The organism is Adhaeribacter sp. (assembly GCF_057359045.1).
In genome coordinates this window covers 1-24788 of record NZ_JBMQUD010000042.1, presented here as the reverse complement: position 1 = coordinate 24788, position 24788 = coordinate 1, and the positions used below count along the sequence as shown (strand labels likewise).

At 43.3% G+C, this 24788-nt stretch carries 18 protein-coding genes and 1 pseudogene; 8 read left to right on the top strand and 11 right to left on the bottom strand.

Translation table 11 applies throughout. From position 1 onward, the window contains the following. Positions 1 to 150: pseudogene (locus ACO1R6_RS07285) on the bottom strand (hydroxymethylglutaryl-CoA lyase); the annotation flags it as partial. A gap of 149 nt (positions 151 to 299) precedes the next feature. Here ACO1R6_RS07285 and ACO1R6_RS07280 point away from each other — a divergent pair. Then, a complete protein-coding gene (locus ACO1R6_RS07280; RefSeq protein WP_486263488.1) occupies positions 300 to 1208 on the top strand; it encodes a Ppx/GppA phosphatase family protein in 909 nt (302 codons plus the stop codon). A 121-nt stretch (positions 1209 to 1329) separates the two neighbouring features. Here ACO1R6_RS07280 and ppk1 read toward each other — a convergent pair whose 3' ends face one another. The 4 genes from ppk1 to ACO1R6_RS07260 form a co-directional block, all read right to left on the bottom strand. Then, a complete protein-coding gene (gene ppk1 / locus ACO1R6_RS07275; protein WP_486263486.1) occupies positions 1330 to 3429 on the bottom strand; it encodes a polyphosphate kinase 1 in 2100 nt (699 codons plus the stop codon). Positions 3430 to 3617: 188 nt separating this feature from the next. Then, positions 3618 to 5576, bottom strand: a complete 1959-nt coding sequence (gene gyrB / locus ACO1R6_RS07270; protein ID WP_486263484.1) for a DNA topoisomerase (ATP-hydrolyzing) subunit B — start codon at positions 5574 to 5576, stop codon at positions 3618 to 3620. Between the two features lie 359 nt (positions 5577 to 5935). Further along, complete coding sequence (locus ACO1R6_RS07265; RefSeq protein ID WP_486263482.1) at positions 5936 to 6961, bottom strand: UDP-glucose--hexose-1-phosphate uridylyltransferase; 1026 nt, start codon at positions 6959 to 6961, stop codon at positions 5936 to 5938. Between the two features lie 61 nt (positions 6962 to 7022). Next, positions 7023 to 8189, bottom strand: coding sequence for an aldose epimerase family protein (locus tag ACO1R6_RS07260; RefSeq protein WP_486263480.1), 1167 nt, complete (start codon positions 8187 to 8189; stop codon positions 7023 to 7025). Positions 8190 to 8774: 585 nt separating this feature from the next. On the opposite strand from ACO1R6_RS07260, the gene ACO1R6_RS07255 reads away from it, so the two are divergent. From ACO1R6_RS07255 to ACO1R6_RS07245, 3 genes are all read left to right on the top strand, one after another. Beyond that, positions 8775 to 10196: a Glu/Leu/Phe/Val family dehydrogenase gene (locus ACO1R6_RS07255; RefSeq protein ID WP_486263478.1), complete on the top strand. Its 1422-nt coding sequence runs from the start codon at positions 8775 to 8777 to the stop codon at positions 10194 to 10196. Positions 10197 to 10402: 206 nt separating this feature from the next. Then, on the top strand, positions 10403 to 11350 hold the full coding sequence (locus ACO1R6_RS07250; RefSeq protein ID WP_486263476.1) for an aldo/keto reductase: 948 nt from the start codon (positions 10403 to 10405) through the stop codon (positions 11348 to 11350). Positions 11351 to 11501: 151 nt separating this feature from the next. Further along, positions 11502 to 13358, top strand: coding sequence for a glycoside hydrolase family 2 protein (locus ACO1R6_RS07245; RefSeq protein ID WP_486263474.1), 1857 nt, complete (start codon positions 11502 to 11504; stop codon positions 13356 to 13358). A 345-nt stretch (positions 13359 to 13703) separates the two neighbouring features. Here the strand turns inward: ACO1R6_RS07245 and ACO1R6_RS07240 are convergent, their stop codons facing one another. Continuing rightward, complete coding sequence (locus ACO1R6_RS07240) at positions 13704 to 14108, bottom strand: acyl-CoA thioesterase (protein ID WP_486263472.1); 405 nt, start codon at positions 14106 to 14108, stop codon at positions 13704 to 13706. A 212-nt stretch (positions 14109 to 14320) separates the two neighbouring features. Here ACO1R6_RS07240 and ACO1R6_RS07235 point away from each other — a divergent pair, with 212 nt between their 5' ends. After that, complete coding sequence (locus ACO1R6_RS07235) at positions 14321 to 15208, top strand: alpha/beta fold hydrolase (protein WP_486263470.1); 888 nt, start codon at positions 14321 to 14323, stop codon at positions 15206 to 15208. 403 nt (positions 15209 to 15611) lie between these two features. Here the strand turns inward: ACO1R6_RS07235 and ACO1R6_RS07230 are convergent, their stop codons facing one another. Then, positions 15612 to 16988, bottom strand: coding sequence for a D-alanyl-D-alanine carboxypeptidase (locus tag ACO1R6_RS07230; protein WP_486263468.1), 1377 nt, complete (start codon positions 16986 to 16988; stop codon positions 15612 to 15614). Positions 16989 to 17193: 205 nt separating this feature from the next. On the opposite strand from ACO1R6_RS07230, the gene ACO1R6_RS07225 reads away from it, so the two are divergent. Then, positions 17194 to 18090, top strand: a complete 897-nt coding sequence (locus ACO1R6_RS07225; protein ID WP_486263466.1) for an aldo/keto reductase — start codon at positions 17194 to 17196, stop codon at positions 18088 to 18090. A gap of 56 nt (positions 18091 to 18146) precedes the next feature. Here ACO1R6_RS07225 and fbp read toward each other — a convergent pair whose 3' ends face one another. The 4 genes from fbp to ACO1R6_RS07205 form a co-directional block, all read right to left on the bottom strand. Next, on the bottom strand, positions 18147 to 19154 hold the full coding sequence (gene fbp / locus ACO1R6_RS07220; protein WP_486263463.1) for a class 1 fructose-bisphosphatase: 1008 nt from the start codon (positions 19152 to 19154) through the stop codon (positions 18147 to 18149). 110 nt (positions 19155 to 19264) lie between these two features. Further along, complete coding sequence (locus tag ACO1R6_RS07215) at positions 19265 to 19702, bottom strand: nuclear transport factor 2 family protein (protein WP_486263461.1); 438 nt, start codon at positions 19700 to 19702, stop codon at positions 19265 to 19267. Between the two features lie 328 nt (positions 19703 to 20030). Next, complete coding sequence (locus ACO1R6_RS07210; protein WP_486263459.1) at positions 20031 to 21383, bottom strand: MFS transporter; 1353 nt, start codon at positions 21381 to 21383, stop codon at positions 20031 to 20033. Positions 21384 to 21691: 308 nt separating this feature from the next. After that, on the bottom strand, positions 21692 to 22354 hold the full coding sequence (locus tag ACO1R6_RS07205) for a beta/alpha barrel domain-containing protein (protein ID WP_486263457.1): 663 nt from the start codon (positions 22352 to 22354) through the stop codon (positions 21692 to 21694). Positions 22355 to 22611: 257 nt separating this feature from the next. On the opposite strand from ACO1R6_RS07205, the gene ACO1R6_RS07200 reads away from it, so the two are divergent. Next, positions 22612 to 23637: a PfkB family carbohydrate kinase gene (locus ACO1R6_RS07200; RefSeq protein ID WP_486263455.1), complete on the top strand. Its 1026-nt coding sequence runs from the start codon at positions 22612 to 22614 to the stop codon at positions 23635 to 23637. A gap of 415 nt (positions 23638 to 24052) precedes the next feature. Then, complete coding sequence (locus ACO1R6_RS07195; RefSeq protein WP_486263453.1) at positions 24053 to 24499, top strand: NanQ anomerase/TabA/YiaL family protein; 447 nt, start codon at positions 24053 to 24055, stop codon at positions 24497 to 24499. Positions 24500 to 24788: the final 289 nt, after the last annotated feature.

The following is a 24788-nucleotide window of genomic DNA, read 5'->3' as shown; positions in this document are numbered from 1 at the left end:
GGGGATGGCTTTTGGCGATACAAAGCTACCAAAATCCAAAGTGTCGAAACCAATTTGCAATAACGTATTCAGATAATCTATTTTTTGAGTCGTTGGAATAAAATGGGCCCAACCCTGCATGGCATCGCGCGGACATTCGATTATTTTTATCATACTGGCCAGGCTTGTTTTAAGATTATTTAGTAGTTTATTAGTTTAAAATAGATAACTAATTTAAGTAAACTGGTTTTATTTACGCTTTTACCTCTTTTAGTACTACCTTTGTTTTACCGAAACCTCATTAAACAAATATTTAAAGATTGAAATTAGCGGCTATAGATATAGGCTCTAACGCGGTTAGGTGCCAGATTTCGAATGTAATTAATTATAACGATAAAAATATTTTTAAACGGGTCGAATATATTCGTTACCCCATAAAATTTGGCGAAGATGTTTTTACCTCGGGGATTATATCGCCGGAAAAGGAAGAACGGTTTACTAAATTTTTGCACGCCCTTAAACTTTTAATGGAGGTACACGATGTAAGCCATTACATGATTTGTGCTACCTCGGCCATGCGCGAAGCCAAGAATGCCGCCGATATTATTAAGCGGGTGCAGAAAAAGTTAGGCATGCAAATAAATGTAATTGATGGCCAAACTGAAGCCGAGCTGATAAATAAAGTAATTTACAATTTACTCGACGATAAAAATTACCTGCATATAGACGTAGGCGGGGGTAGCACGGAATATAATATTTACGTGAACCACCAAAAAATTGCTTCCCGTTCTTTCGAAATGGGTTCTATCCGATTTCAGAAAGGCAGCAAGTACGACGAAATTTGGGTGGCGATGAAGGAATGGGTTAAAGAAAACGCCCGTAAAAACCATGTATCACGGGCCATTGGTACCGGCGGTAACATAAACAAAATTTACGATATGGCGGGTAAGATGGCGGGTAAACCCATTTTCCGGAAACAAATAGACGAAATTGTAGACCAACTTGAAGTTATGACCTTTGAAGAAAAACAAAGTATTATGCTCCTGAACCCCGACCGGGCGGATGTAATTGTACCGGCGGCAAAAATATATTTATCGGCCATGAAGTGGGCTCGCATAGAAAGCATGTTGGTACCGGCCGTAGGTTTAAAAGATGGTATTCTGCAGTCGTTGTACGAAAAGCATTACCGCGACAAACGGGTTTCCGAAATATCTACCCTCTCAGATTAAATATTTACCAGCAAAACTGGCTACAAATATTTAGCTTTCCATCAGAACTGATTAATCAGTATACAATCAAAAAAGCCTGTCTTTAAACAAGACAGGCTTTTTTGATCTTAAACTACCGTTATCAGAACAAGTTTATTTCCTCGTCCGGAGATACTTTCAGATTATAGAATTCGCGATGAATGTTAAAAGCTGGCGCTTCCGGCTCCCGTTTTTTAATATAAGCGCCGTCTTCCCGCATAATATAGGTATTCTGGTTATCTTGTAGGTTATACAGTAAAATTTTCATGGCCTGCTTTTTAATATAATCATCTACAATTAAAAACAAGGCTTCAATCCGGCGGTCGAAACTACGCACCATCATATCGGCGCTGCCGCCGTACACTTTGGGCTCGCCGTTGTTATGGAAATAAAATAAACGGGTATGCTCCAGAAACTCCCCTACTATAGAGGTAACCTGAATATTTTCGCTCAGGTCTTTCCGTTGCGGACGTAAACAGCAAATGCCCCTTATAATTAATTTAACGGGTACCCCGGCCTGCGAGGCAATGTAAAATGCATCAATAATTTCTTTGTCTTCCAAAGAATTCATTTTCATGATAATACCGCTGGGCAAACCTTGGCGGGCGTTTTCGGCTTCCGTATTAATTAACTCCAGTATTTGCTGGCGCATATCTTTGGGGGCCGTAATCAGGTACCGGTAGTCGTTGGGGAAAGAGTGGCCGGTAATTACGTTAAAAAACTCCGATACATCGTGGGCATACGTTTCGTCGGTGGTAAGCAAACTAATATCGGTGTATTGCCGGCTCGTAATTTCGTTGTAATTACCGCTGCCAATGTGTACGTAGCGGGTTACTTTTTCTTCTTCGCGCCGGATAATCATCATCATTTTGGTATGCGTTTTATACTTGTTAATACCATAAATAACAAAGCAACCGGCTTTTTCGAGCTTCTCTCCTTCTTTAATATTCCGTTCTTCGTCGAATCGGGCTTTTACTTCAAATAAAACCGAAACGTGCTTGCCATTCTCGGCAGCCTTAAGTAAGGCGGCAGTAACCCTCGATTGATCAGCCAAACGGTAAATGGTTTGTTTTATGGCCAGCACGTGCGGATCTTCGGCCGCCCGCTCGAGTAACTGCACCACAGGTTCAATGCTGTTAAACGGGTGGTGCAACAACACATCTCTGGTTTTTAAAACCTCAAACAAATCTTCGTGCTCTAAGTCGGGTAAACTAATGGGGTTTACCGGCGAAGGTTGTTTGGTGAGTTGGTTACGGAATTGAGTATGTTTAATTATTTGCCACAAGCCTTTTAAATCGAGCAAACTATTAATCTGGAAAATATTGGCATTATCGATATTCCAGCGTTCTTTTAAGCTTTTAACCAACAGCGGCGAAGCTTCTTTTAACATTTCTAACCGCACTACCCGGCCTTTTTTGCGGGTTTTTAGCTTTATTTTTATTTCGTTGATAAAGTCTGCATCAATGTCGTCGCTTTCTTCTAAAGTAAAATCGCCGTTGCGGGTTATCCGGAATAAATCAATCGATACGATTTCTACGTTACGGAAGAGCTTATCTAACTGCCACCGGATTATTTCTTCAATGGGAACAAACAATATTTTGTCTTTCCGCTGAATTTCAAAAAACCGCGCCAGGTTCTGCGGAATCTGAATAAAAGTTAAGCGGTTCTGCACTTTGGCATCGTCGGTGCTTTTGGTTATGACCCCAAATATCAATGCCTGGTTTACCAGCAACGGAAAGCCGTGGTAATTATCGTACACCATGGGCGTAAGCATGGGGTAAATAGTATTCATAAAATACTTACTGGCCTTTTTTTCTTCGGCCTCAGTTAAGTCGGTAATCTTACAAATACTAAAACCGTTTTTCTCGAACAGCGGCTTTAATTCTTTATCAAAAGTTTGGTAAATATCATCTACCAGCCGGTGCGAAAACTCCAGCAGTTTGCGCCGAAAAGGTATTTCGCGCAAACCCGAATAATCTACCCGCTCTTTTCCGTAATCGAGATAATTATATAAGCTACCCACCCGGATCATAAAAAACTCGTCGAGGTTAGAGGCGGTAATGGCTAAAAATTTCATGCTATCGAACAAGCCTCCGGAGGTATTCTTGGCCTGATCCAGTACCCGGTAATTAAACCTAATCCAACTCAAATCCCGACTGATGTATTTACTCTTTCTGATTTGATCTGAAATTTTATCCAACATAGTTTTAACCTCTTTTATTCCTATTTAAAGGCAACAAATAGTATGCCTTAGTATTTTCCGGGTGCTTGTTATTTGCTTTTAAAGATGCGAATTAACTTATAATCTTCGCAAACTTTATATTATTATATTAAAAAAAAGAGCTTACCGGGCAGGTAAGCTCTTGGGCAATTCTTATCGGGTTTAAACCATTATACGTCTACCTTGGCGTATTTGGCATTCCGTTCGATAAAGTCGCGCCGGGGAGCTACCTCATCTCCCATCAGCATCGAAAATAAATGGTCTGCTTCGGCCGCCGACTCAATAGTTACTTGTTTTAAACTGCGGGTCTCGGGGCGCATGGTGGTGGTCCAGAGTTGTTCGGGGTTCATCTCACCCAAACCTTTGTACCGCTGCACGCCTACCGAGTCTTCCTTACCGCCTTTGGCCAGTTCTTTAATGGCATCAGCCCGCTCCTGTTCGGTCCAGCAATAACGCTCTTCTTTGCCTTTTTTAACCAGGTATAAAGGTGGCAAAGCAATATAAATATAGCCGTTATCGATTAAGTCTTTCATGTACCGGAAAAAGAACGTTAAAATCAAAGTCCGGATGTGGCTACCGTCAATATCCGCATCAGTCATGATGATAATGCGGTGGTAACGTAGTTTTTCCATGTTCAGGGCTTTGTGGTCGTCGGGGGTACCAAAGCTCACACCCAAAGCCGTAATCATGTTTTTAATCTCGTCGTTCTCGTAAATGCGGTGTTCCTGGGCTTTTTCTACGTTTAATATTTTACCCCGTAGCGGCAATATGGCCTGGAATTTACGGTCGCGGCCTTGTTTGGCCGAACCACCCGCCGAGTCGCCCTCTACCAGGTAAATTTCGCATTGGGCCGGGTCCGATTCAGAGCAGTCGGCGAGTTTACCGGGTAAGCCAGTACCCGAAAGTACGCTTTTGCGTTGCACCATTTCGCGGGCTTTGCGTGCCGCCTGCCGGGCCTGCGCCGCCAGGATTACTTTCTGAATAATAATTCTGGCTTCGCGCGGATTTTCCTCTAAAAAATTGGCCAGCATTTCGCCTACAGCCATATCCACGGCGCCCATTACATCGGAGTTACCCAGTTTAGTTTTGGTCTGACCTTCAAACTGCGGTTCCTGCACTTTAACCGAAATTACAGCCGTTAAGCCTTCCCGGAAATCGTCGCCTTGTATTTCTACTTTGGCTTTTTCGAGTAAGCCGGAGCGCTCGGCGTAAGCTTTTAAGGTACGGGTTAGGGCCCGACGGAAGCCGGCAACGTGCGTACCACCTTCAATGGTATTAATGTTGTTTACGTAAGAGAAAATATTCTCGGCGTAAGTGGTATTGTATTGCAGGGCAATTTCTACCGGAATGCCGTTCTTCTCGTTTTCAACGTAAATGGCCTCCGGAATAAGGTTTTCACGGGTTTCTTCCAGATAAGCGACAAATTCGCGTAAGCCGCCTTCCGAAAAGAAAGAGTCTTTCATGTAGCTACCATCAGCCTTTTGCTCGCGCAAATCTACCAGGTTTATCCGGATGCCTTTGTTCAGGAAAGACAATTCGCGTAAACGGCCGGCAATGGTGTCGTATTTATATTCAGTAGTGGTAAAAATAGTGTCGTCGGGCTTAAATTGTACGGTTGTGCCGTGATCATCGGTTTCGCCAATTTCCCGTACGTCGTATTGCGGCACGCCAATTTTGTAGCCTTGCTCGTAAATTTTGCCGTTGCGTTTAACGGTTACTTTCAGGTCGGTAGAAAGGGCATTTACGCAGGATACGCCTACCCCGTGCAAACCACCCGAAACTTTGTAAGTATCTTTATCGAATTTACCGCCAGCGTGCAGTACGGTCATTACCACTTCTAAAGCCGAACGGCCTTCTTTCTGGTGATAATCAGTAGGAATACCCCGTCCGTTATCCGTAACGGTAATGGAGTTATCCGGATTGATAGCCACATCTATGGTATCGCAATGGCCGGCCAAAGCTTCATCGATTGAATTATCGACTACTTCCCAAACCAAATGGTGTAAACCCTTGATACCAATATCGCCTATATACATGGCAGGGCGCTTCCGCACTGCCTCTAAACCCTCTAAAACCTGTATGCTATCTGCTGAATAATTCGATGTTTTTTTCTCTTGTACCTCGTTCATGAAATGTTCTTATCTCAGGTTTATTTTAATTTGTAAAGATACGTATTTTTTCCCGGTTTTACCATTTATATGTTTAGATTTAGCGGCCTAAACAACTTAATTTTGAAATTTTTTGGGTTAAAAATTTCAAAATTTAAAATTTGGTATCCCGTACGCATTATTTTAAAACAACTAATTGATAATTAACGTTTTATATACTTAAATTAATTTTTACCCACCTTGCTGGCTTAAACAAAAAAAGCCACTAACTCTGAAGAGCAGCGGCTTAAAGGCTTAAAAAGTGAATGCATTTTATACCTAGTAGATTAAGTATTTAACACTAGTAATTTAGGATCAACCGGTATTAGCTTAAAATTGCTTTATTTTAAACTTCGTAAACGTTCGGCAGCCCATTCGGGCGTAATATCGCGCTGTGGGTTTCCGAGCATTTCGTAACCAACCATAAATTTTTTGACAGTGGCTGAGCGCAATAAAGGTGGATAAAAATGCATGTGAAAATGCCATTCTGCATGTTCCTCGCCATCAGTAGGACTTTGGTGCATACCCGCCGAATACGGAAACGAAACCCCAAATAATTTATCGTAAACCGAAGATAATCTTTTAATTATATCGGCAAAATCTTCTTTTTCGGTTTCTGTCATTTCCAGAATACTTTTGAAATGGCGCTTGCTGATAATAATGGTTTCAAAAGGCCAAACGGCCCAGAAAGGCACCAAAGCTACAAAAGCATTATTTTCTAAAACAATGCGTTGTTTTTCCTGCAACTCTAACTGTAGGTAATCGGCGAGTAAACTGCGTCCGTTTTGTTGGTAATAAGCTAATTGCTGGGCGGTTTCTTTTGCCGGTTCTACAGGTACCGATGCTTGGGCCCAGATTTGTCCGTGCGGATGCGGATTGCTGCTGCCCATAACCGAACCTTTGTTCTCGAATATTTGCACATAGTTAATAAAATCCAGAGCACCTAATTCTTTAAACTCCCGTTGCCAAACATCTACTACCCGCCGGATATCCGGCACCGACATGTCGGTTAAGGTTAAATCGTGGCGCGGCGAAAAACAAATAACTTTACAAATACCCCGCTCCGCTTCGGCTTGCAACAAACCACCCTGGGTGTAATTACCAGCCGGAACTTGGGCCTGCAAGGCGCCAAAATCATTTTCAAACACAAAGGTCTCGGTGTAGGCCGGGTTATGCGCTCCGTTAGCCCGCTCATTACCCGGACAAAGATAACAGCTGGGGTCATAAGCTGGACGGGCTTCTTTGGTTGTTTCTTCCTGCTGGCCTTGCCAGGGCCGTTTGGACCGGTGTGGTGATACCAGGATCCATTCGCCGGTTAAGGCATTGTAACGACGGTGCGGGTGTTCAGTTAAATCGAATGACTGCATAGTTTTCGGGGGACAAATATAGATTTACAAACAAAAAAGTATAGGTGACTTAAGTACACGTTTACTTTTGTACGGAAAATTTATAAATGGTGGTGTGGTTATAGGTTTGTTCAGGACGTAAAACAGTACTCGGAAAGGCGGGTTTATTCGGCGAATCGGGAAAATGCTGAGTTTCGAGGCAAAAGCCGCCGTATTTCTCAAAAGGGACGCCGTTCTTGCCGGTTAACCGGTTACTCAATCCGTTGCCGGTATACAATTGCACACCAGGCTGGGTGGTAAATACTTCCATAACCCGGCCACTGATTGGTTCCCATACACGGGCCGCTAAACCAACACGGCTGCCAGATTTATTTAAAACATAGTTATGGTCGTAGCCACCCGTGTCCAGGTTGGCTATACGGGCACCAATATTTTGCGGCTGCCGGAAATCTAAATCGGTACCGGCTACGGGCTTTATTTCGCCGGTCGGGATGAGTGTTTTATTTGCAACAGTATAGCCGTCGGCGTTTATTTGGAGTTGGTGGTTCAGGATGGTTTTGTCGGCTCCGGCAGCTAAGTTAAAGTAGCTGTGGTTGGTTATATTTACCTGGGTAGCTTTGGTTGTTTTGGCTTGGTAATCTATCCGGAGCTCATTGGTTGGGGTTAAGGTGTACGTAACTACGGTAGTTAAAGTACCGGGATATCCTTCTTCGCCATCGGGGCTGACATACGTTAATTGTAAGGCATTTGGTTGTGGTAAAATCTGCGCTTGCCAAACTACTTTATCAAAACCTTTTTTGCCACCGTGCAGGTGATTTGTGCCATTATTTTGCGCCAAGGTATATTCCTGGCCATCGAGGGTAAATTTGCCGTTGGCAATGCGGTTGGCGTACCTGCCCACCAAAGCTCCAAAAAAAGGATTACGCTCTTCATAAGTAGTCAGGTTATCAAACCCCAGCACCACATCGCCCACCTTTCCGTTTTTATCTGGTGTAAGAATAGAGGTTATAATGCCGCCGTAGTTTGTAATTTTTACCACTGTACCGGCTGCATTGCTCAAAGTAAATAAGCTAACTGCCGTTCCGGCTTTGGTGGCACCAAAATCTTCCCGTATTATTTCTTTACCAGTACTCTTTACGTTAGCCGAATTATTAGAATTATTTACCGGTTTAATATTTTGGCAACCAACCAGGCTAACCCAGATTAAAAAGCGAATCCAGTTATAGCGGCAGTTATTCAAGCTTTTCATGTTCAATAGCGCAAAAGGTAAAACCCTATTCCCGGGCTAAAATAAAGATAATTTTCGGCTTAATGGCACATACCCAAACAGCCCGGCTGATAAAGCTCCGCCAATTTTAATCAAGGTTAAAGGGTTAGCTATCATTACCCGTAATAAATTGATACAACCGCTCCGCTTTTATTAACCAGCGGTTAAAATTTAATTTTATTATCACTGCTCCCTAAAAATTATTTTACGGGTTGATATAAACAGATACCGCTTTTCTAATCCATTGGCAGCTACTTACCTTAACCCTCAAACCCCGGTTCTACGGCTTCTGCTCAAAACCAATAATCTGTTTTATGGTTAACTTAGCTGCCGGAGGCAATTTAGATTTTATTTATTAAGGCACGCATTTTGCGCGACAACTAACCAATACAAAATATCTTTTTAACGCTTATCGGGTTTTCTGTAGGCTAAACCATTATTTGAAATAGCGGTAAAAAGTTTATTTAAGTACAAGCTTATGCGAAGCGGGCCGAAAATATTAGCTTCCTAAACATTCCGCCTTAGTAACCGTTATATTAAAGTTTCCTAATTTAATTCCCCGAACTTATGAGTAACATATCAGAAGGAAAACAATTCTTAAACAGTGTCCACCAATATTATGATGAAGCAGCCCGGCACTCTAATCTGGACCCGGGTATATTAGAGCAAATAAAAATTTGCAACAGCGTTTACAAAGTTAATTTCCCGGTAGAGGTTAACGGCAAAGTTATTGTTTTTGAAGGCATTCGCGCCCAACACAGCCACCATAAACTACCTACTAAAGGTGGTATCCGGTACAGCATTCACGTCGACGAAGACGAAGTAGTAGCCCTGGCTACCCTTATGACCTTTAAATGCGCTTTGGTAGATGTGCCTTTTGGCGGCGCCAAAGGCGGGGTAAAAATTAATCCCCGCACCACACCCGAAGATGTACTAGAACGCGTTACCCGCCGTTATGCCAGCGAATTAATCAAAAAGAACCTGATTGGCCCTGGCGTAGATGTGCCCGCACCGGATTATGGTACCGGTAGCCGCGAAATGGCCTGGATTGCCGATACTTATCATACTTTTAAACACGGCGAAACAAATGCTTTAGGCTCTGTAACCGGTAAACCGGTAGGCCAGGGTGGTATCCGGGGCCGGACCGAAGCTACCGGTTTGGGCATTTATTTCGGTCTGCGCGAAGCTTTACAAGATACCGAATTGCTAAATAAGCTAAATATTAGCCCCGGCCTAAACGGTAAACGCATGATTGTGCAGGGTATTGGTAATGTAGGTTACCACGCTTCGCATTTCTGTCAGCAAGATGGCGTAATTATAACCGGTATTGCTGAACGCGAAGGCGGTATTTTTGCACCGGACGGATTAGATATTGAAGCCGTATTGGCCCACCGGAAAAATACCGGCTCTATTCTGGATTATCCGGGCGCTACCAACGTAGTTAACTCGCTCGACCTGCTCACCTATGAATGTGATATTTTATTGCCGGCTGCTCTCGAAAACCAAATCGATGTTAATAATGCGGCGGCTATTCAGGCTAAAATTATTGCCGAAGGTGCCAACGGACCGGTTACCCAGGAGGCCGAAAAAATATTGCTGCAGCGGGGTATTCTGATTATTCCGGATTTATATCTGAATGCCGGCGGGGTTACTGTTTCTTATTTTGAGTGGCTTAAAAACTTATCTAACGTACGTTTTGGCCGTATGGGCAAACGCGCCGAAGAAGCCAGCCTGCGCCGGATTGTGGATACCATTGAACTAACCACCGGCCAAACCATTGGGGCCAAAGAAAGGCAATTACTTATTCACGGGTCCGACGAAGTAGATCTGGTACGGTCAGGTTTGGAAGACACCATGATTCTGGCTTACCACGAAATCAGGGAAGTTATGCGGCAAAAAGCGGCCATTAACGATTTACGGACGGCTGCTTTCTACGATGCTACTCATAAAGTGTCAGTTAGCTACCAGTCGTTAGGTATTTTCCCTTGATGCAGCAATTATATATCATTCATTTATCATAAATAAACTTTTGCTATATCGGCCTGTTAAGTACCTGCCGGGTATTTAACAGGCCGCATTGTTTCTGGGCTTCGGCAAAAATTATTTTGTTCTGGTTTAGGACTTAAAAATATTCCGGGTTTTAATTACCCGGTAAAAGAACCTTACGTAAACAAGCCCTGCACAAATTTTAAATTATGGAAAAAAGAAAATTAGGAAATTCGGGTTTAGCGGTTGCACCTTTAGCCTTTGGCGGTAATGTTTTTGGCTGGACCATTGATGCAAATACATCCTTTAAAATATTAGATGCCTTTGTAGGGGCTGGCTTTAATTTAATTGATACCGCCGATGTGTATTCTAACTGGGTACCGGAAAACCAGGGCGGCGAATCAGAGAAAATAATTGGGAACTGGCTGCGTCGGCAAGGCGGCCGCGACAAAGTAATTATTGCCACCAAAGTGGGCGGCGAAATGAGTCCGGGCAATAAAGGTTTATCCCAAGCACACATCCGCAAATCAGTCGAAGAATCTTTGCAGCGCTTACAAACCGACTATATTGATTTATACCAATCGCACTACGACGACCCCAACACGCCCATTGAAGAAACCCTGGCAACTTACGCCGATTTAATAAAAGAGGGCAAGATAAGAGCCATTGGCGCTTCTAACTTTAAACCAGAACGGCTGCGGGAAGCATTACAAATCAGCCAGGAGCAAAACCTGCCCCGCTACGAAAGCCTGCAGCCCGAATATAATTTATACAACCGCAGCGATTACGAAACCGAACTCGAACCAATTTGCCAGGAATATAAATTAGGCGTAATTAATTATTTTGCTTTAGCCAGCGGCTTTTTAACCGGTAAATATCGCTCCGAAGCCGATTTAGCTAAAAGTAAACGTGGGGGCGGCAATAAAAAATATTTAAACGAAAGAGGCTTCCGGATTTTAGCTGCCCTGGATAATGTAGCCGCGCAATACCAAACCGATCCGGCCAGTATTGCTCTGGCCTGGTTAATTGCCCGGCCCAGCATTACGGCTCCTATTGCCAGCGCTACAGATCTTGCGCAATTAAATTCGCTTGTAAAAGCAGCGCAAATCCAGCTCGATAGTGCCGCGATAGAAACCCTGAACCAGGCCAGCAGCTAAAAAAAGCTTGTATCTTTATCTATATTCAGCCTAAATTACTGATTATCTGCACACAAATTATCCAGCAACTAAACAACCGTATTTATACGTATATAGCAAAAGTTTTTTAAGCCACCATTCTTACATCAAACCACAAATAAAACATACCCGCATGAGCGAGAAACTTTGCAACCTGGGTCTTTCGGAATCTGTCGAAGAAATTATCAGTCCGGAAGAAACCGGCAACCCTTTGCCGCGTTCGGTAATCCGATCAAATAATTATTTACTGCTGGATGGCGAGTGGCTGTTTTCTTACGATGCCAATGATGTTGGTTTGCGGGAATCGTGGCACCTGGGGCATCCCTATGATTATGCTGCCTCCTGGCCAGGCTCGGTAGAAGCCCATTTGTCCCAAGCCAAGGGTTCTGGCATTCAGGAGGGTGCCGCCTGGCAAGACAAAGTGATTGTTTGGTACGAAAGAGAATTTTCTTTGCCCGAAGCTGCAGAAGTAGATCCCAAAGCCATGTACCAGATTACTTTTGGCGCTTGCGGCTACGAAACACGGGTTTGGTTAAACGGGGTTTTATTAAAAACCATTGAAGGCGAAGAAGTACATTACGGCGAATACACATCTTTTTCTTACGAATTACACGAAGAAATATTGCAGCCGGTAAATCGCTTAACCGTCCGGATTGCCGATTCGATGGATGCCGAAATTCCGCGCGGAAAACAAGAATCGCACGTGTATAAGCGGGGCGGTATCTGGTACCAAACCCATACTGGCGCTGTAAGAAGTGTGTGGCTCGAAACTATTGAACGCAACCGGCTGCGGTCGCGGATTGGCGTTGTTAGTATTGTCGAAGATTTTTTGGTTCGCTTTAACCTTACTACCCGCATACACGATCCCGGCCAATATACGGTAAGGCTCATGGTTTACGATCAAAATCAGGAAATAACCGAACCGTTGGCCACATCGGATTTTGTTTTACGGCTGGAGCAAGGCCAGAAAAACCAGCGGGTAGTAATGGAAATACCGCAAGCCCGTTTGTGGTCGCCGGAAGCCCCTAACCTGTACCGTTTGGTAGCTCAGCTGATTGATGCCGATGGCTATGCTGCGGAAATAGAAGCTCATTTTGGTTTGCGTAAAGTAGAAGCCCGCGGCCGCTATATTTACCTGAATAACAAACAAATTTACCTCGACGGCATATTATACCAACCCGGTACTGCCACTTACGACGAAATGAAACGGCACATGCACGCCATGAAAGCTTTGGGTTGTAATTTGGTACGGGTTCATATTGCCGGCGTAGATCCGCGCATTTATAACCTGGCCGATGAAATTGGCTTGCTGTTATGGGTAGAAGTACCCAGCCCGCATAGTTCCACCAACCTTAGCCGCGAAAATCACCGGGCCGAACTACTCCGGATGCTGGCCTTAATTGAAACCAATCCTTCTATTATTATCTGGAGTTTATACAACGAAGATTGGGGCGCCGAAGATATTGCCAGCAATCCTGAAACGCGACAGTACATTACCGAAATGTACCATTACATGCAAATTCATCATCCGCAATTTTTAGTGGTCGATAACGATGGCTGGCACCACGTATCGCAGGAAGGCCGGCTAAAATCTGATTTGCTCACAGCGCACCTTTACACCCCCGACCTAAGCCGCTGGCAAGAATTGCTCGGTTGGCTCACCAACGGGCAAATGGAAGGCGTGGCGGCCCATCCGTTGGTAGTAGGCGATCCGTACTTTTACCGCGGTCAAGTACCCTTGCTGGTTAGCGAATGGGGCGGCTTTGGTTTTCCGGATTACGGCGGCCCCAAAGATTCAGAAGAACGGACCGAACGTATCCGGCAATTTAAAGAAGAGCTCCGCCGCCGGCCCATTGCCGGCGATGTATACACCCAAGCCACCAACATCGAAGACGAACGCAACGGCTTAATTGATAGCCATACCGGCGAACTCAGTGTGCCGGAAATGCTGTTAGCCTCTCGTTTAGAATCAGAACAGGAGAAGTCGTAAACTGGCTTACCATTTTACTTTAAAGACTGATATCTACGGACATCGCCAGGTGTTTTTACCATAACATTGAGCTAAGGTATATTTTAGAAGAATTAAAGGCTGTTCGCGCCAACTTATAGCTTTTAGGAACTTATAAGCGGAAGCTTTCAACTGCCCATAATCAACAGGCACAAGTTACGCCACGCTAAACTTACGCCAGCTGTAATAGCTTAGCCTGACGGCTATGGTGTTTTCACCAGAGCGTACTTAGATTGCAACTACTGGATTGGCTTTAATACTACCAATGTTGGCCAGAAATATTTTTGATGAAACGCTAAACAGGTTTAAAATGAATTTATAGAGGTATCACAGAAGGGCTAATATATCTTTTTCTATGCGGCGGGGCCGTAAAGTTTTAGCATCTAAGAGGCACCAGGTAGTTTTGGCTTCGGCTAAAGTTTTGTTTGTGTCGGCGTGGCACAGACTTACGTACCGGTCGAACTTAGCACCCTGGTGCTCCCCTACCCAAGTATACCCCATTATTTTATCGCCCAGGAAAGCCGGTTGGTAATAATCGATCTCGTGCCGGATTACCACCCAGGAGTACATTTCCTGCAAAGTAGCGGGTGCCGCGTGGTACCAATGAGCAGTGGCAACTTCCTGTACCCACCGCAGGTAAACCACATTATTTACATGCCCCAGTTCGTCTATATCGGCTGCCTGTACGGTAATTAAATGTTTAAATTTACCTGTATGCTGATTTTCCATCATCTATTAATTTTGCTTTCCGAACCAGAGCTTTATTAAGCCGTAAATCCCTAACCTGCTCAAGAAACTGCTCTTTGTACGCGTTAAAATAAATATTTAAACGTAAAATTTCTTAACCGACTAATTCTTCTCTCCTGATTACGGCACTTTTATGCGAGAATCAGTATACCAAAAAGTAATTTGAGACCGGCCCCTGGGCTGGTTAAACCGGCTTTATGGAAAACCTTTTCAGAACCCAAACTTACCACCTTAATGGCATACAACTGCAGGTAACCGAGGCAGGTGATGCACTGGCCCCGGTAATTCTCTTTTTACACGGTTTTCCTGAATTTTCTTTTGCCTGGCACCAGCAACTCCCTTTCTTTGCCCAGGCTGGTTACCGGGCCGTTGCCCCCGACCAGCGAGGGTATAATAACAGCAGCAAACCGGCCGGCGTGGGAGCCTACCGCCTAAAATATTTAGTAGCCGATATGGTTGCGCTAATAAAAGAATTAACCCCCGAAAAAATATTCTTGGTGGGCCACGACTGGGGTGCTGCCGTAGCCTGGAATTTAGCTGCTCAGTTTCCGGAATTGCTGCACCAACTAATTATATTAAATATGCCTCATCCGCGGGTTTTGTATTATAATTTACGGCATAATCTAAGGCAAATGCGCAAAAGTTGGTACGCCGGCGTTTTTCAAATTCCCTGGCTTCCCGAAAAGTTAAGCAGTGCTTTAGATTATAAGATCCTCGTAAACAGCCTGGTTAAAACTGCTCTGCCCGGTACTTTTACCGAAACAGATTTAAACCAATATAAATTGGCGTGGAGTCAACCCGGCGCTTTAACGGCTATGCTAAATTGGTACCGGGCTTACAATTACCTGGCACTACCCCAATTAAACAATATAACAGTACCTACATTGGTTATCTGGGGTAACCAGGATACCTTTTTAAGCGCAGAAATGGCAGCCCCAAGTATTAGCCACTGCGAAAAAGGCCATGTAATTTTTTTACCGGATGCCACCCATTGGCTGCACCACGAAGAACCCGAAAAAGTAAACAGACTAATTTTGGATTTTATCCGGCCCAAAACTTATCAGCAAAAGCGTGAAAAACAATAAACTTACCTGGGGCAAAGGATATAGGTACTGAAATTATATAGTCCCGTTATGTATGTTCCGGGCTACTACGCGAAAACAAGACATTTATATAAAAAAGAACTTCCAAGTTGTCAATCCGATGAACTATTATGGTCGTCGTAATCGCGCTTCGATAAGCCATCGGATTTAGAAATATTCTCGAAAAAGTTTTCGGAGCTTACTGTTAACACCATGTAAGAACAAGGACTGATTAACCCTGGAAATAACCTGAATAATCAAACCATGTCTTTCAGGTGAATGATAAACATTAGCTTTATATTCGTTAAAAGTAAAAACAAAAAAGAGCTGTTATAAACAACAGCTCTTTTTTGTTTAAAAATATTCAGAAAGCCAAATGCTCTAATACTTCTTATCGGCCGAAGAATTAATATTTTTCGTGCACTTCGGTCATAATGCGCACCATTTCGTTCCGGATATCGGCGGTAGAAACCCGGTAATTATTGTTCATAAAGCTGAATAGTAATAATTTACCGCTTTTGGTAATAATATAGCCGCTTTGGTTATGCACATGCGACAAAGAACCCGATTTACCAAATACAAAAGGCACTTCGGCTTTATAAATATTCCGGAAAGTACCCGGCTGGCCACCCGTAGCCAAAAGGGGCAATAAGCGTTCGCGCGGACGTTCCTGCAGCAGTTTTTGCAACAAAAAAATAATACTACGGGGCGTAAACATGTTCATGCTCGATAAACCCGAACCATCAATCCAAACGGGTTGATCGGGCAAATCGGACAGGTAATTTTTAACTGCGTACCGGATAGCCCGCTCTACCGAAAGGGTATCGGATAGCGTACCGGAACACAAGGCCATAAGCTGCTCGGCAAATAAATTATCGCTAACCTGTAACATGCGGCGGTAAACTGTATCAGCGGGCAAGCCATAGAAAGTTTTGGCATTTTTAGGTAAGCCCCTTTTTAGCCACTGAACTGGCTTTTTCAGGGTATCGGCCAATAATTTTACCGTAAGCTCGGGCGAAGGAATAAATGGTACCTCAGTAGAAAATACAGCCTGCGCATAACGCGGATAATAAGTTATGTCATTGCTCCGCCAGGCTCTTCTAAAAGCTTCTTTTTCGGTGTGCCGGGCCGTATCGGTTTTAATACCTTTTTTAAAATACCGGGGCGTTGTTGTATAAGTTTTTTTTCCGGGCACCCGCGCAAACTTAACTACGTTGCCGTGAATCGGGAAAACACTCCGTTCCGGCTGATAATAATAATTGTAATCGTCCCAACCCCAATTTATAGCAAAAGGGGTGCTGGCAAAAGGCGCTTCCAGGTAATATAATTTCTGGCGGGCGTTTTTAAGAAAATTATACGCCAAGCTGTTTTTTAAATCCATGTGCGCGAAAGTAGGATCGCCGGTTCCCCAAAAAAGCAAAGAGTCGCCGTTTATGCTATATTTTATGGCCGGTATAGAATCGCCGAGCATTTTAAGGCAGGCGTAAAAAGTAAATAATTTAGTGTTAGATGCCGGTACAAAATATTTTTCGGCGTTATGCTCAACCACCATTTGGTTCAACTGCGGGTCGTACAAAGCAAAACCTACAAACCGCTGGTGCAACACCTCCGATTCGGCAATTCGTTTTTTTATAACTTCGGGGCCGAAAGGCGGCTCGGCTGGCAAAGTATTGGTAGTTGTGGTATCAGTAGTAGAAACCTCTTTTGCCGGGCGACAAGCGATGAATCCCAGAAATATAATTAATATAAATGGCACCAGGCAGCAGCGATGTAGCTTAATCATGCGAAGTTGATAGGATAATTTTGATTTATCTTAATTTTAAATGTGGGGATTGTGCTTCTAAAATTAAGTAATCTTAGCTTTTGTATTCATTTATTTTATTTAATAATTAAAGATTAAAACCAGCACCAGTCATTTAAGTAGTTTTAATTTGTACCCAATGCGCTTGGTCACGTAAGTGCTGTTTACACGCTGAACCAATAGATATATGCAATATAACACGTTAGGCAATTCCGGAATAAAAGTTAGCCAGGTAGGTTTTGGTTGTATGTCGCTTCCCGAGCAGTCCCACACCAGTTCCCGGCTGTTATTACAAGCTTTTGAACAGGGCATAACTTTTTTTGATACTGCCGATTTATACCAGAAAGGGCAAAACGAAATAATGGTAGGCCAGGCACTGCAACCCATCCGCAGCCGTGTAATTATTGCGAGCAAAGTAGGTAACCAATGGCGCCCCGACGGGAGTGGCTGGGACTGGAACCCCAGAAAAGAGTATATTTTGCAAGCCATTGATAAAACGTTAGAACGCCTGCAAACCGATTACCTGGATTTATACCAACTACACGGCGGCACCCTGGAAGACCCGATTGACGAAATTATTGAAGCTTTTGAAAGGCTAAAAGAATTGGGTAAAATACGGGCTTACGGTATTTCTTCTATCCGGCCCAATGTTATTCGGGAATATATTAAGCGCTCTTACATTGCGAGCGTTATGATGCAGTATAGTTTGCTGGACCGGCGACCCGAAGAAATCAGCCTGGAGTTGTTGGCAGAAAACCAGGTAAGTGTACTGGTCCGCGGTACCTTGGCGCAAGGTTTATTGGCGGGGAAAGCCCCTAAAGAATATTTGGGTTATTCAGCAGAACAGGTTAAAACTATGGCGCAAAAAGTAGAATCATTGGCAAAGGAAAATACTTCGGCAGCAGCCGTAGCCAGCCGTTATGTATTGCAGCAACCCGTAGTTGCCGCTGCGGTAATGGGTATCCGGACAGAAGCCCAACTTCAGGAGGCTATTGTTGCAGGCAATACTCCCCCATTAACCGAAACAGATTGGCAAGAATTAAAAAGCACCTTACCGCCCAACCGTTACGATCAGCACCGTTAAAGTTTAAGCAAGCAGGCCAATAAATAATTACATTAGCTAAAACTTTAGCCGCCACGTTAGGCCGGAATATTTTTATTGTTCATAACCTGCAAAGCCGTTTCTACCATTTTAGCCGAGCCAATAATTAAAGGCACCCGCTGGTGTAAATCGGAAGGGATTATTTCTAAAATCCGGTTTTGCCCGTCGGTGGCCATACCGCCGGCTTGCTCTACAATAAAGGCTAAAGCGTTGCACTCGTACAGCAACCGCAGTTTACCCGAGGGGGTTTTGGCCGTAGCCGGGTACAAGTAAATGCCGCCCTTTAATAAATTCCGGTGAAAATCGCCGACCAAAGAACCAATATAGCGGGCCGTTAAAGCTTCTTTCCGGCAATAATCGAGGTAATGGCGCATGCTTTCGTTAAAAGACCAATAATTACCATCGTTGCAGGAATAAATAGAACCGTTTTCGGGCATGCGAATATTCTGGTGCGACAGGAAAAATTCGCCCAACGAAGGTTCGTAGGTAAATCCGTTTACACCCCAGCCGGTTGTATACACAAACATCATAGACGAGCCGTAAATAATATATCCGGCCGCTACCTGTTTGGTACCGGGCTGCAAGCAATCCAACAACCCGCCATCTTCCCCAATAATAGATTCGCGGCGATAAATAGAAAAGATAGTGCCAATCGAAACATTTACATCTATGTTCGAAGATCCATCCAGGGGGTCCATGGCCACTACGTATCGGCCTTTGCGGTTACCGGTCTGGATCATTTCATCGTCTTCTTCCGAGATAATGGTGCAAACTTCGCCGCCATTGCGCAACGCCCGGATAAACCGGATATTGGCAATAACATCTAGCTTTTGCTGATCTTCGCCCTGCACATTCTGGCTACCGTAAGCGCCCGCAATATTTATCAGACCGGCGTGGGTCACTTCGCGGTTTACAATTTTGGCCGCTAAAGCAATATCCCGCAATAATTGTGATAATTCTCCGGTGGCAAACGGAAAATCTTCTTGCTTACGCATAATAAAGCGGTCGAGGGTGGTACCCACCGGTAAAGCTAAATTAGAATCCATGGTTTTTTAATTTGGCATTAGGTGTATAAACCCGGTTTGAGTTTATAATATATTTTTAATTGGGCCTTTGGGCGGAAGGTAAGCAAGAAGACAAATATTATCTATGTGGTTTACTGCACCTTTACTGCCTGGCGGGCCAATAATTTCCAGAGGCCATTCTGCTTTTGCCACACCAACAAAACTGCTAATTTTACATTGCCGGTCACGCCACCGTCGTTGGTAGTAGCCGTTAATTTGTGCCGCACCACAGCCGTATTATTAACGACTCTAATTACCTGGTCAGTTAAATCAATTTTAGTAAAATCAGATTTACCACTGGCCAGCGCTTCTACAAAAGCATTTTTATCTTCTATCAATCCACTCGAGTGACCATAAGTTAATTCCGGCGCGGCAATCTTTTGCAATACATTTCTATCGCCGCTCAACATTCCACTTTTTAAGGTTTCAATAACCTGGGCTACTTCTTTTTCTTCTTTGGTTTGGGCAAACAAAGCCTTGGGCGCAATTAGCAGGCAAAACAAAACGGCGAGTAAAACTTTTTTGAACATGTAAGTTGAGTTTTATAAATTGATGGTTGAGTAAAACGATTAAAAGAAGTATCATAAAACAAATTTTCCAGGCGGAAAACTGCTCTACAAGCATAAACCAGGTTTTAAATATTAATTGCAATATTTAGCTTAATACCAACCAGCGATTTTAGAGTCAAATTTCTCAGAAAAAAAAACATAACTACTGATATAGAATGACTTCGCGGCTGTGGTTAGCATCAGGACCAGACTTATGCAAATAATATCTGGTCCGGCTACCATGTAGCCGGACCAGATATTAAATTTTATTTATAAATGCAGATTTAGTTAAATAAATAAAAGCCTGACTTTAAATTTCAACTGGTTTCATGCGCGGAATTAATAAATGCATGATAAACCAAGCCAGCAGGTAGGCTCCACCGCAAATCAAAAACATGATAAAGTAAGCGGTTTCGAGCTGGTTAATGCTTTCGTAATAAACAAACATGCGTTTTTGCACCAATGCCGATAACAATATACCACCCAAACCACCGGCCATACCGCCCATACCAGTAACCGAAGCCACTGCTCTTTTGGGAAACATATCTGAAACGGTAGTAAATATATTGGCGCTCCAGGCCTGGTGAGCCGCAGCGGCTAAACCAATAATGGTAACGGCCAGCCACATATTAATTTCGCCTAACTCCTGGGCAAACACAATAGGCAAAACCAAAAAGGCGTACAACAACATAGATGTTTTACGGGCTTTAAAAACCGGCCAGCCGTTTTTAATAAATTTAAAGGGCACCCAACCACCGCCAATGCTTCCCACACTTGAAATGGTATAAACCAAGGCCACCGGAAATGTAACGGCTAAACCCCGTACGCCATATTGCTTATCCAGAAAATCGGGTAACCAGAACAAGTAAAACCACCAGATAGGATCAGTTAAGAATTTACCTAAAACAAAAGCCCAGGTTTGCCGGAAACCTAACAGTTTAAACCAGGAAACTTTGGGTTCAGTAGTTATGGAAGCGGCCGCCATATCGTCTACATCGCTGTGAATATATTCAAATTCGGCTTTAGATAAGCGCGCCTGCCGGGCCGGCACTTCGTATAACCAAAACCAAAAAAACAGCCAGATAAAACCTAAAGCCCCGGTAAGAATAAAAGCCCATTTCCAACCCAAGGTTTCGGCAATTAAAGGCACCGTAAGGGGCGCAATAATAGCCCCAACGTTGGAGCCCGAATTAAATATACCGGTGGCCAAAGCTCTTTCTCTTTTGGGAAACCACTCGGCGGTGGCTTTGATGGCGGCCGGAAAGTTACCGGCTTCAGTAACCCCTAAAAATGCCCGGGCTACGCCAAAACCAAAAGTGCTGCTTACAAAAGCGTGCCCCACGGCCGCCACACTCCACAAAAAGGTAGATAAGGCATACCCAATTTTGGTACCCAGTTTATCAATGAGGCTCCCTACCCCCAGCATACCCAAGGCATACGCAAACTTAAAGGCAATTTCTATATCGGCGTAATCACCGGAAGTCCAGTTAAATTCTTCGGTAAGGTAAGGTTTGAGTAAAGAAATTACGGCCCTATCGAGGTAGTTAATGGTAGTAGCAAAAAATACCAACGAGCAAATGGTCCAGCGGTAGCGGCCAATGCGTTCGTTGGGCGATAATGGTGGCTGAGAAGTAGCTTGGGATGTGGTGGTTACGCGTTGCATGTGTAACTTTAAATAAATTTAAACTTTGTAAAGATGTACCGAAAGCAGCATTTTAAAGTAGCCGGAAAAATTTATAATGCTTTTTGCGGGCCTTAACTTTTGTTGGTTTTGTAAAGAATAACTGCTCCGGATATAATAACCCGGCTACAAAGTATTTATTATGGCTTAAACGTTTATTAAACCTAAATAACCGGATTTTAGAAAGATAGAAAAATTTAGGGAAAGATGTTGGATAAAAGCTTAAATATTTCGGGTTAAAGTAGAAATATATTACCGGAGAGAAAGAAACCCTCTCTCCGGTATAGGTATTAACCTTTTACAGTTTTAATTATTTCGGAAGCTTCTCTGGTAAGCGACTCTATTTTGGCATAGTCTTGCTGCTCCAGTAAAGGTTTGCTGATAAGTTTGCTGCCCATACCTACGGCACAAACTCCGGCTTTAAACCAACCAGCTATATTATCTTTGTCTAAATCTACTCCGCCGGTAGGCATAAATAATAAGTCGGGGAATAATTCTTTTATAGCCGATACAAAGCCGGTGCCTAAAATATTGCCGGGAAATAATTTTACCAGCTTAGCGCCTAATTGCTCGGCCCGGATTATTTCGGTGGGTGTCATACAACCCGGTACCCATAACATATCGTTTTTATCGGCTACAGCCGCAGCATCTTCTACCAGGCCCGGGCTAATAATATAATGCGCTCCGGCATCGATAAAGGCCTGCGCCGATGCGCCGTTTTTAATGGTACCCACGCCCAAATACATTCCTTCCAGTTCGGTATCACAAACCTGGCGCATTTTTTCAAAATTTCTTAAAGCTGCTTCGCCCCGGTTGGTATATTCTACAGTTCTTATGCCGGCGTTGTACAAAGCTCTTAATACTTTAATGCTTACTTCCGCATCTTTATAAAAAAATAAAGGCAAGAAGCCTTGTTCCGGAATTAATTGTAGAATGTGCGATTTTTTATCCATACGTTTTTAGTTTTAAATACTGCAATAATAGTAGTAATTAAGCACTTTATTATTACCCGTATAGGTAAAATTAACCAATAGCAGCACAAATATTTGGTGGCAAACAATATCAGAAAAGATAGGGATTAAATTTGCCTGAATAGTTGCTGACAATAAAACTATTAACCATATTTGTTCGCTTTAGGGAAATGAAAATTATTATATTCATATTTTTATTATTAAAACCACAATTTATTACTAAAACCTCATAATTTACCATGCCAAAGAAAGTAGTAACCTTAGGAGAAATAATGCTGCGCTTATCAACTCCTGATTTCAAAAGATTTGTACAGGCTGACACTTTTGATGTTACCTATGGTGGCGGCGAAGCAAACGTGGCCGCAGCTATTTGTAACTACGGCGAAAACGGCACATTTGTAACCAAGGTACCCGATAACCCGATTGGCCAGGCGGCCATTAACCACTTACGCCGCTACGGTGTAGATACCCAGTTTATTGCCCGGGGTGGCCAACGTTTAGGTATTTATTTCCTGGAAACCGGTGCTTCTATGCGGGCCTCGCAGGTAGTTTACGACCGCGCCGGTGCTTCTATTGCCGATGTTGATGTTAGTGAATTTGATTTTGACAAAATATTAGAAGGGGCCGATTGGTTCCACACTACCGGTATTACCCCAGCCCTGAGCGATAAAGCCGCCGCCCTGACCGAAGCTGCTTTAAAAGCCGCCAAAGCCAAAGGTATTACCACCAGCATCGACCTGAACTACCGCAAAAAACTGTGGAGCAAAGAAAAAGCCCGCGAAGTAATGACCCGTTTGTGCCAGTACGTAGATGTTTGTATTGGTAACGAAGAAGATGCTGAAACCACTTTGGGCTTTAAGAGCGAAGGTACCGATATTACCAAAGGTGAGTTAAACCTGGAAGGTTACAAAAGTGTATTTAAGCAAATGCAAGAAAAATTTGGTTTTAAATACATTGCTTCTACTTTACGCGAAAGCCACAGCGCCTCTGATAATGGCTGGAGTGCTTTGGTTTACGACGGCAACGAATTTTACCATACCAAACAATACGAAGTGCGCATTGTAGACCGCGTTGGTTCCGGCGACTCTTTTGCCAGCGGCTTTATTTACGGTTTGGTTACCGGCATGCCTATGAACCAGGCCGCTGAATTTGGTGTAGGTGCATCGGCACTGAAACACACCATCCCCGGCGACCTGAACCACGCTACCCGTAAAGAAGTAATCGACCTGATTGAAGGCGACGCTTCGGGCCGGGTACAACGGTAGGCTTTTAAATAATGAATTGAAAATCAGGTAATTTAGAGTATGTTTTAATTTTATTAAACGGTTAATAAAGAGAAATAAAGTTGTTTCTTTCTCTCATTAATCTCCGTCATTCTGAATGAATCTTATTAGTTACCTAATCAGAAGTTTCTTTGGGAATGACGGATTCCGACTGATTCTACTAAATTTAAACATACTCTTAGGGTGATCATTGTTTTTTTTGATTCAGCTTTAAATCTTCTAATAGTAAAAATTCATAAATGCAAAAATCCGTCTGGTCTTGTAGAGCAGACGGATTTTTGATTAATACAGAATAATATATAAGGGAATGTAGTTTTAACAAAAGGAATAATTCCAAAATAACTACCCCTCACCTACAGAATTATTTCACGACTTATCTAAACTCAAAATATAGAATATGGTACTCGACACTTTAGAAAATTCAGATAAATACGTGGGTCTGCACCCGCAATTTGCCCAAGCTTTTGCCTTTATTAAAAGCGTAGATTTAGATGCCATTGAAGTAGGCAAATACGAAATAAACGGCAAAGATGTACACGCAGCCGTAATGGTAAAAGATGGCGGTCCCGCCGAAACTGCCAAGTTCGAAGCGCACCGCAACTACATCGATATTCAGGTTTGCTGTACCAGTTCCGAAGAATTAGGCTGGAAACCCCTGAGCCAATGCACATCTCCCAAAGACGACTACAACCCTGAAAAAGACGTAACTTTTTACAACGACCAACCCGATACTTATTTTAAAATGCAAGCCGGTCAGTTTGCCATTTTTTACCCCGAAGATGTGCACGCGCCTTTGATTGGCGAGGGCCAGTTTAAGAAATTAGTGGTAAAAGTAAAATTGTAGCTAGCCGGCGGAGCTAATGAAATAGTATAAGTGCAACAATACAGAATATTCGCAAGTGGCGCTTTAGCTATTTTTTTCGCTTGTTAATTTTCTGCTCGCTATGTTATGCGTAGCGCGCTACGCATAACATAGCGAGCAGAAAATTATTGAGTATAAACTTTTAGATTTTTCCCTTTTTTACTTTCATCCTACTATCTTATTTTTACTTCTTCTTTTCCCTGATTCGGGCCACCGTTAACTTGTCTTGCCCGGTAGCATCACCCATTTCCTGTAGTTTGCCAAAGGCGGC

What these genes read in the sequence shown, in the direction of transcription:
- ppk1 (WP_486263486.1), bottom strand. Translation starts at nt 3,429, where the DNA reads ATGTTGGATAAAATTTCAGATCAAATCAGAAAGAGTAAATACATCAGT.
- gyrB (WP_486263484.1), bottom strand. Translation starts at nt 5,576, where the DNA reads ATGAACGAGGTACAAGAGAAAAAAACATCGAATTATTCAGCAGATAGC.
- ACO1R6_RS07265 (WP_486263482.1), bottom strand. Translation starts at nt 6,961, where the DNA reads ATGCAGTCATTCGATTTAACTGAACACCCGCACCGTCGTTACAATGCC.
- ACO1R6_RS07260 (WP_486263480.1), bottom strand. Translation starts at nt 8,189, where the DNA reads ATGAAAAGCTTGAATAACTGCCGCTATAACTGGATTCGCTTTTTAATC.
- ACO1R6_RS07255 (WP_486263478.1), top strand. Translation starts at nt 8,775, where the DNA reads ATGAGTAACATATCAGAAGGAAAACAATTCTTAAACAGTGTCCACCAA.
- ACO1R6_RS07250 (WP_486263476.1), top strand. Translation starts at nt 10,403, where the DNA reads ATGGAAAAAAGAAAATTAGGAAATTCGGGTTTAGCGGTTGCACCTTTA.
- ACO1R6_RS07245 (WP_486263474.1), top strand. Translation starts at nt 11,502, where the DNA reads ATGAGCGAGAAACTTTGCAACCTGGGTCTTTCGGAATCTGTCGAAGAA.
- ACO1R6_RS07240 (WP_486263472.1), bottom strand. Translation starts at nt 14,108, where the DNA reads ATGATGGAAAATCAGCATACAGGTAAATTTAAACATTTAATTACCGTA.
- ACO1R6_RS07235 (WP_486263470.1), top strand. Translation starts at nt 14,321, where the DNA reads ATGGAAAACCTTTTCAGAACCCAAACTTACCACCTTAATGGCATACAA.
- ACO1R6_RS07230 (WP_486263468.1), bottom strand. Translation starts at nt 16,988, where the DNA reads ATGATTAAGCTACATCGCTGCTGCCTGGTGCCATTTATATTAATTATA.
- ACO1R6_RS07225 (WP_486263466.1), top strand. Translation starts at nt 17,194, where the DNA reads ATGCAATATAACACGTTAGGCAATTCCGGAATAAAAGTTAGCCAGGTA.
- fbp (WP_486263463.1), bottom strand. Translation starts at nt 19,154, where the DNA reads ATGGATTCTAATTTAGCTTTACCGGTGGGTACCACCCTCGACCGCTTT.
- ACO1R6_RS07215 (WP_486263461.1), bottom strand. Translation starts at nt 19,702, where the DNA reads ATGTTCAAAAAAGTTTTACTCGCCGTTTTGTTTTGCCTGCTAATTGCG.
- ACO1R6_RS07210 (WP_486263459.1), bottom strand. Translation starts at nt 21,383, where the DNA reads ATGCAACGCGTAACCACCACATCCCAAGCTACTTCTCAGCCACCATTA.
- ACO1R6_RS07205 (WP_486263457.1), bottom strand. Translation starts at nt 22,354, where the DNA reads ATGGATAAAAAATCGCACATTCTACAATTAATTCCGGAACAAGGCTTC.
- ACO1R6_RS07200 (WP_486263455.1), top strand. Translation starts at nt 22,612, where the DNA reads ATGCCAAAGAAAGTAGTAACCTTAGGAGAAATAATGCTGCGCTTATCA.
- ACO1R6_RS07195 (WP_486263453.1), top strand. Translation starts at nt 24,053, where the DNA reads ATGGTACTCGACACTTTAGAAAATTCAGATAAATACGTGGGTCTGCAC.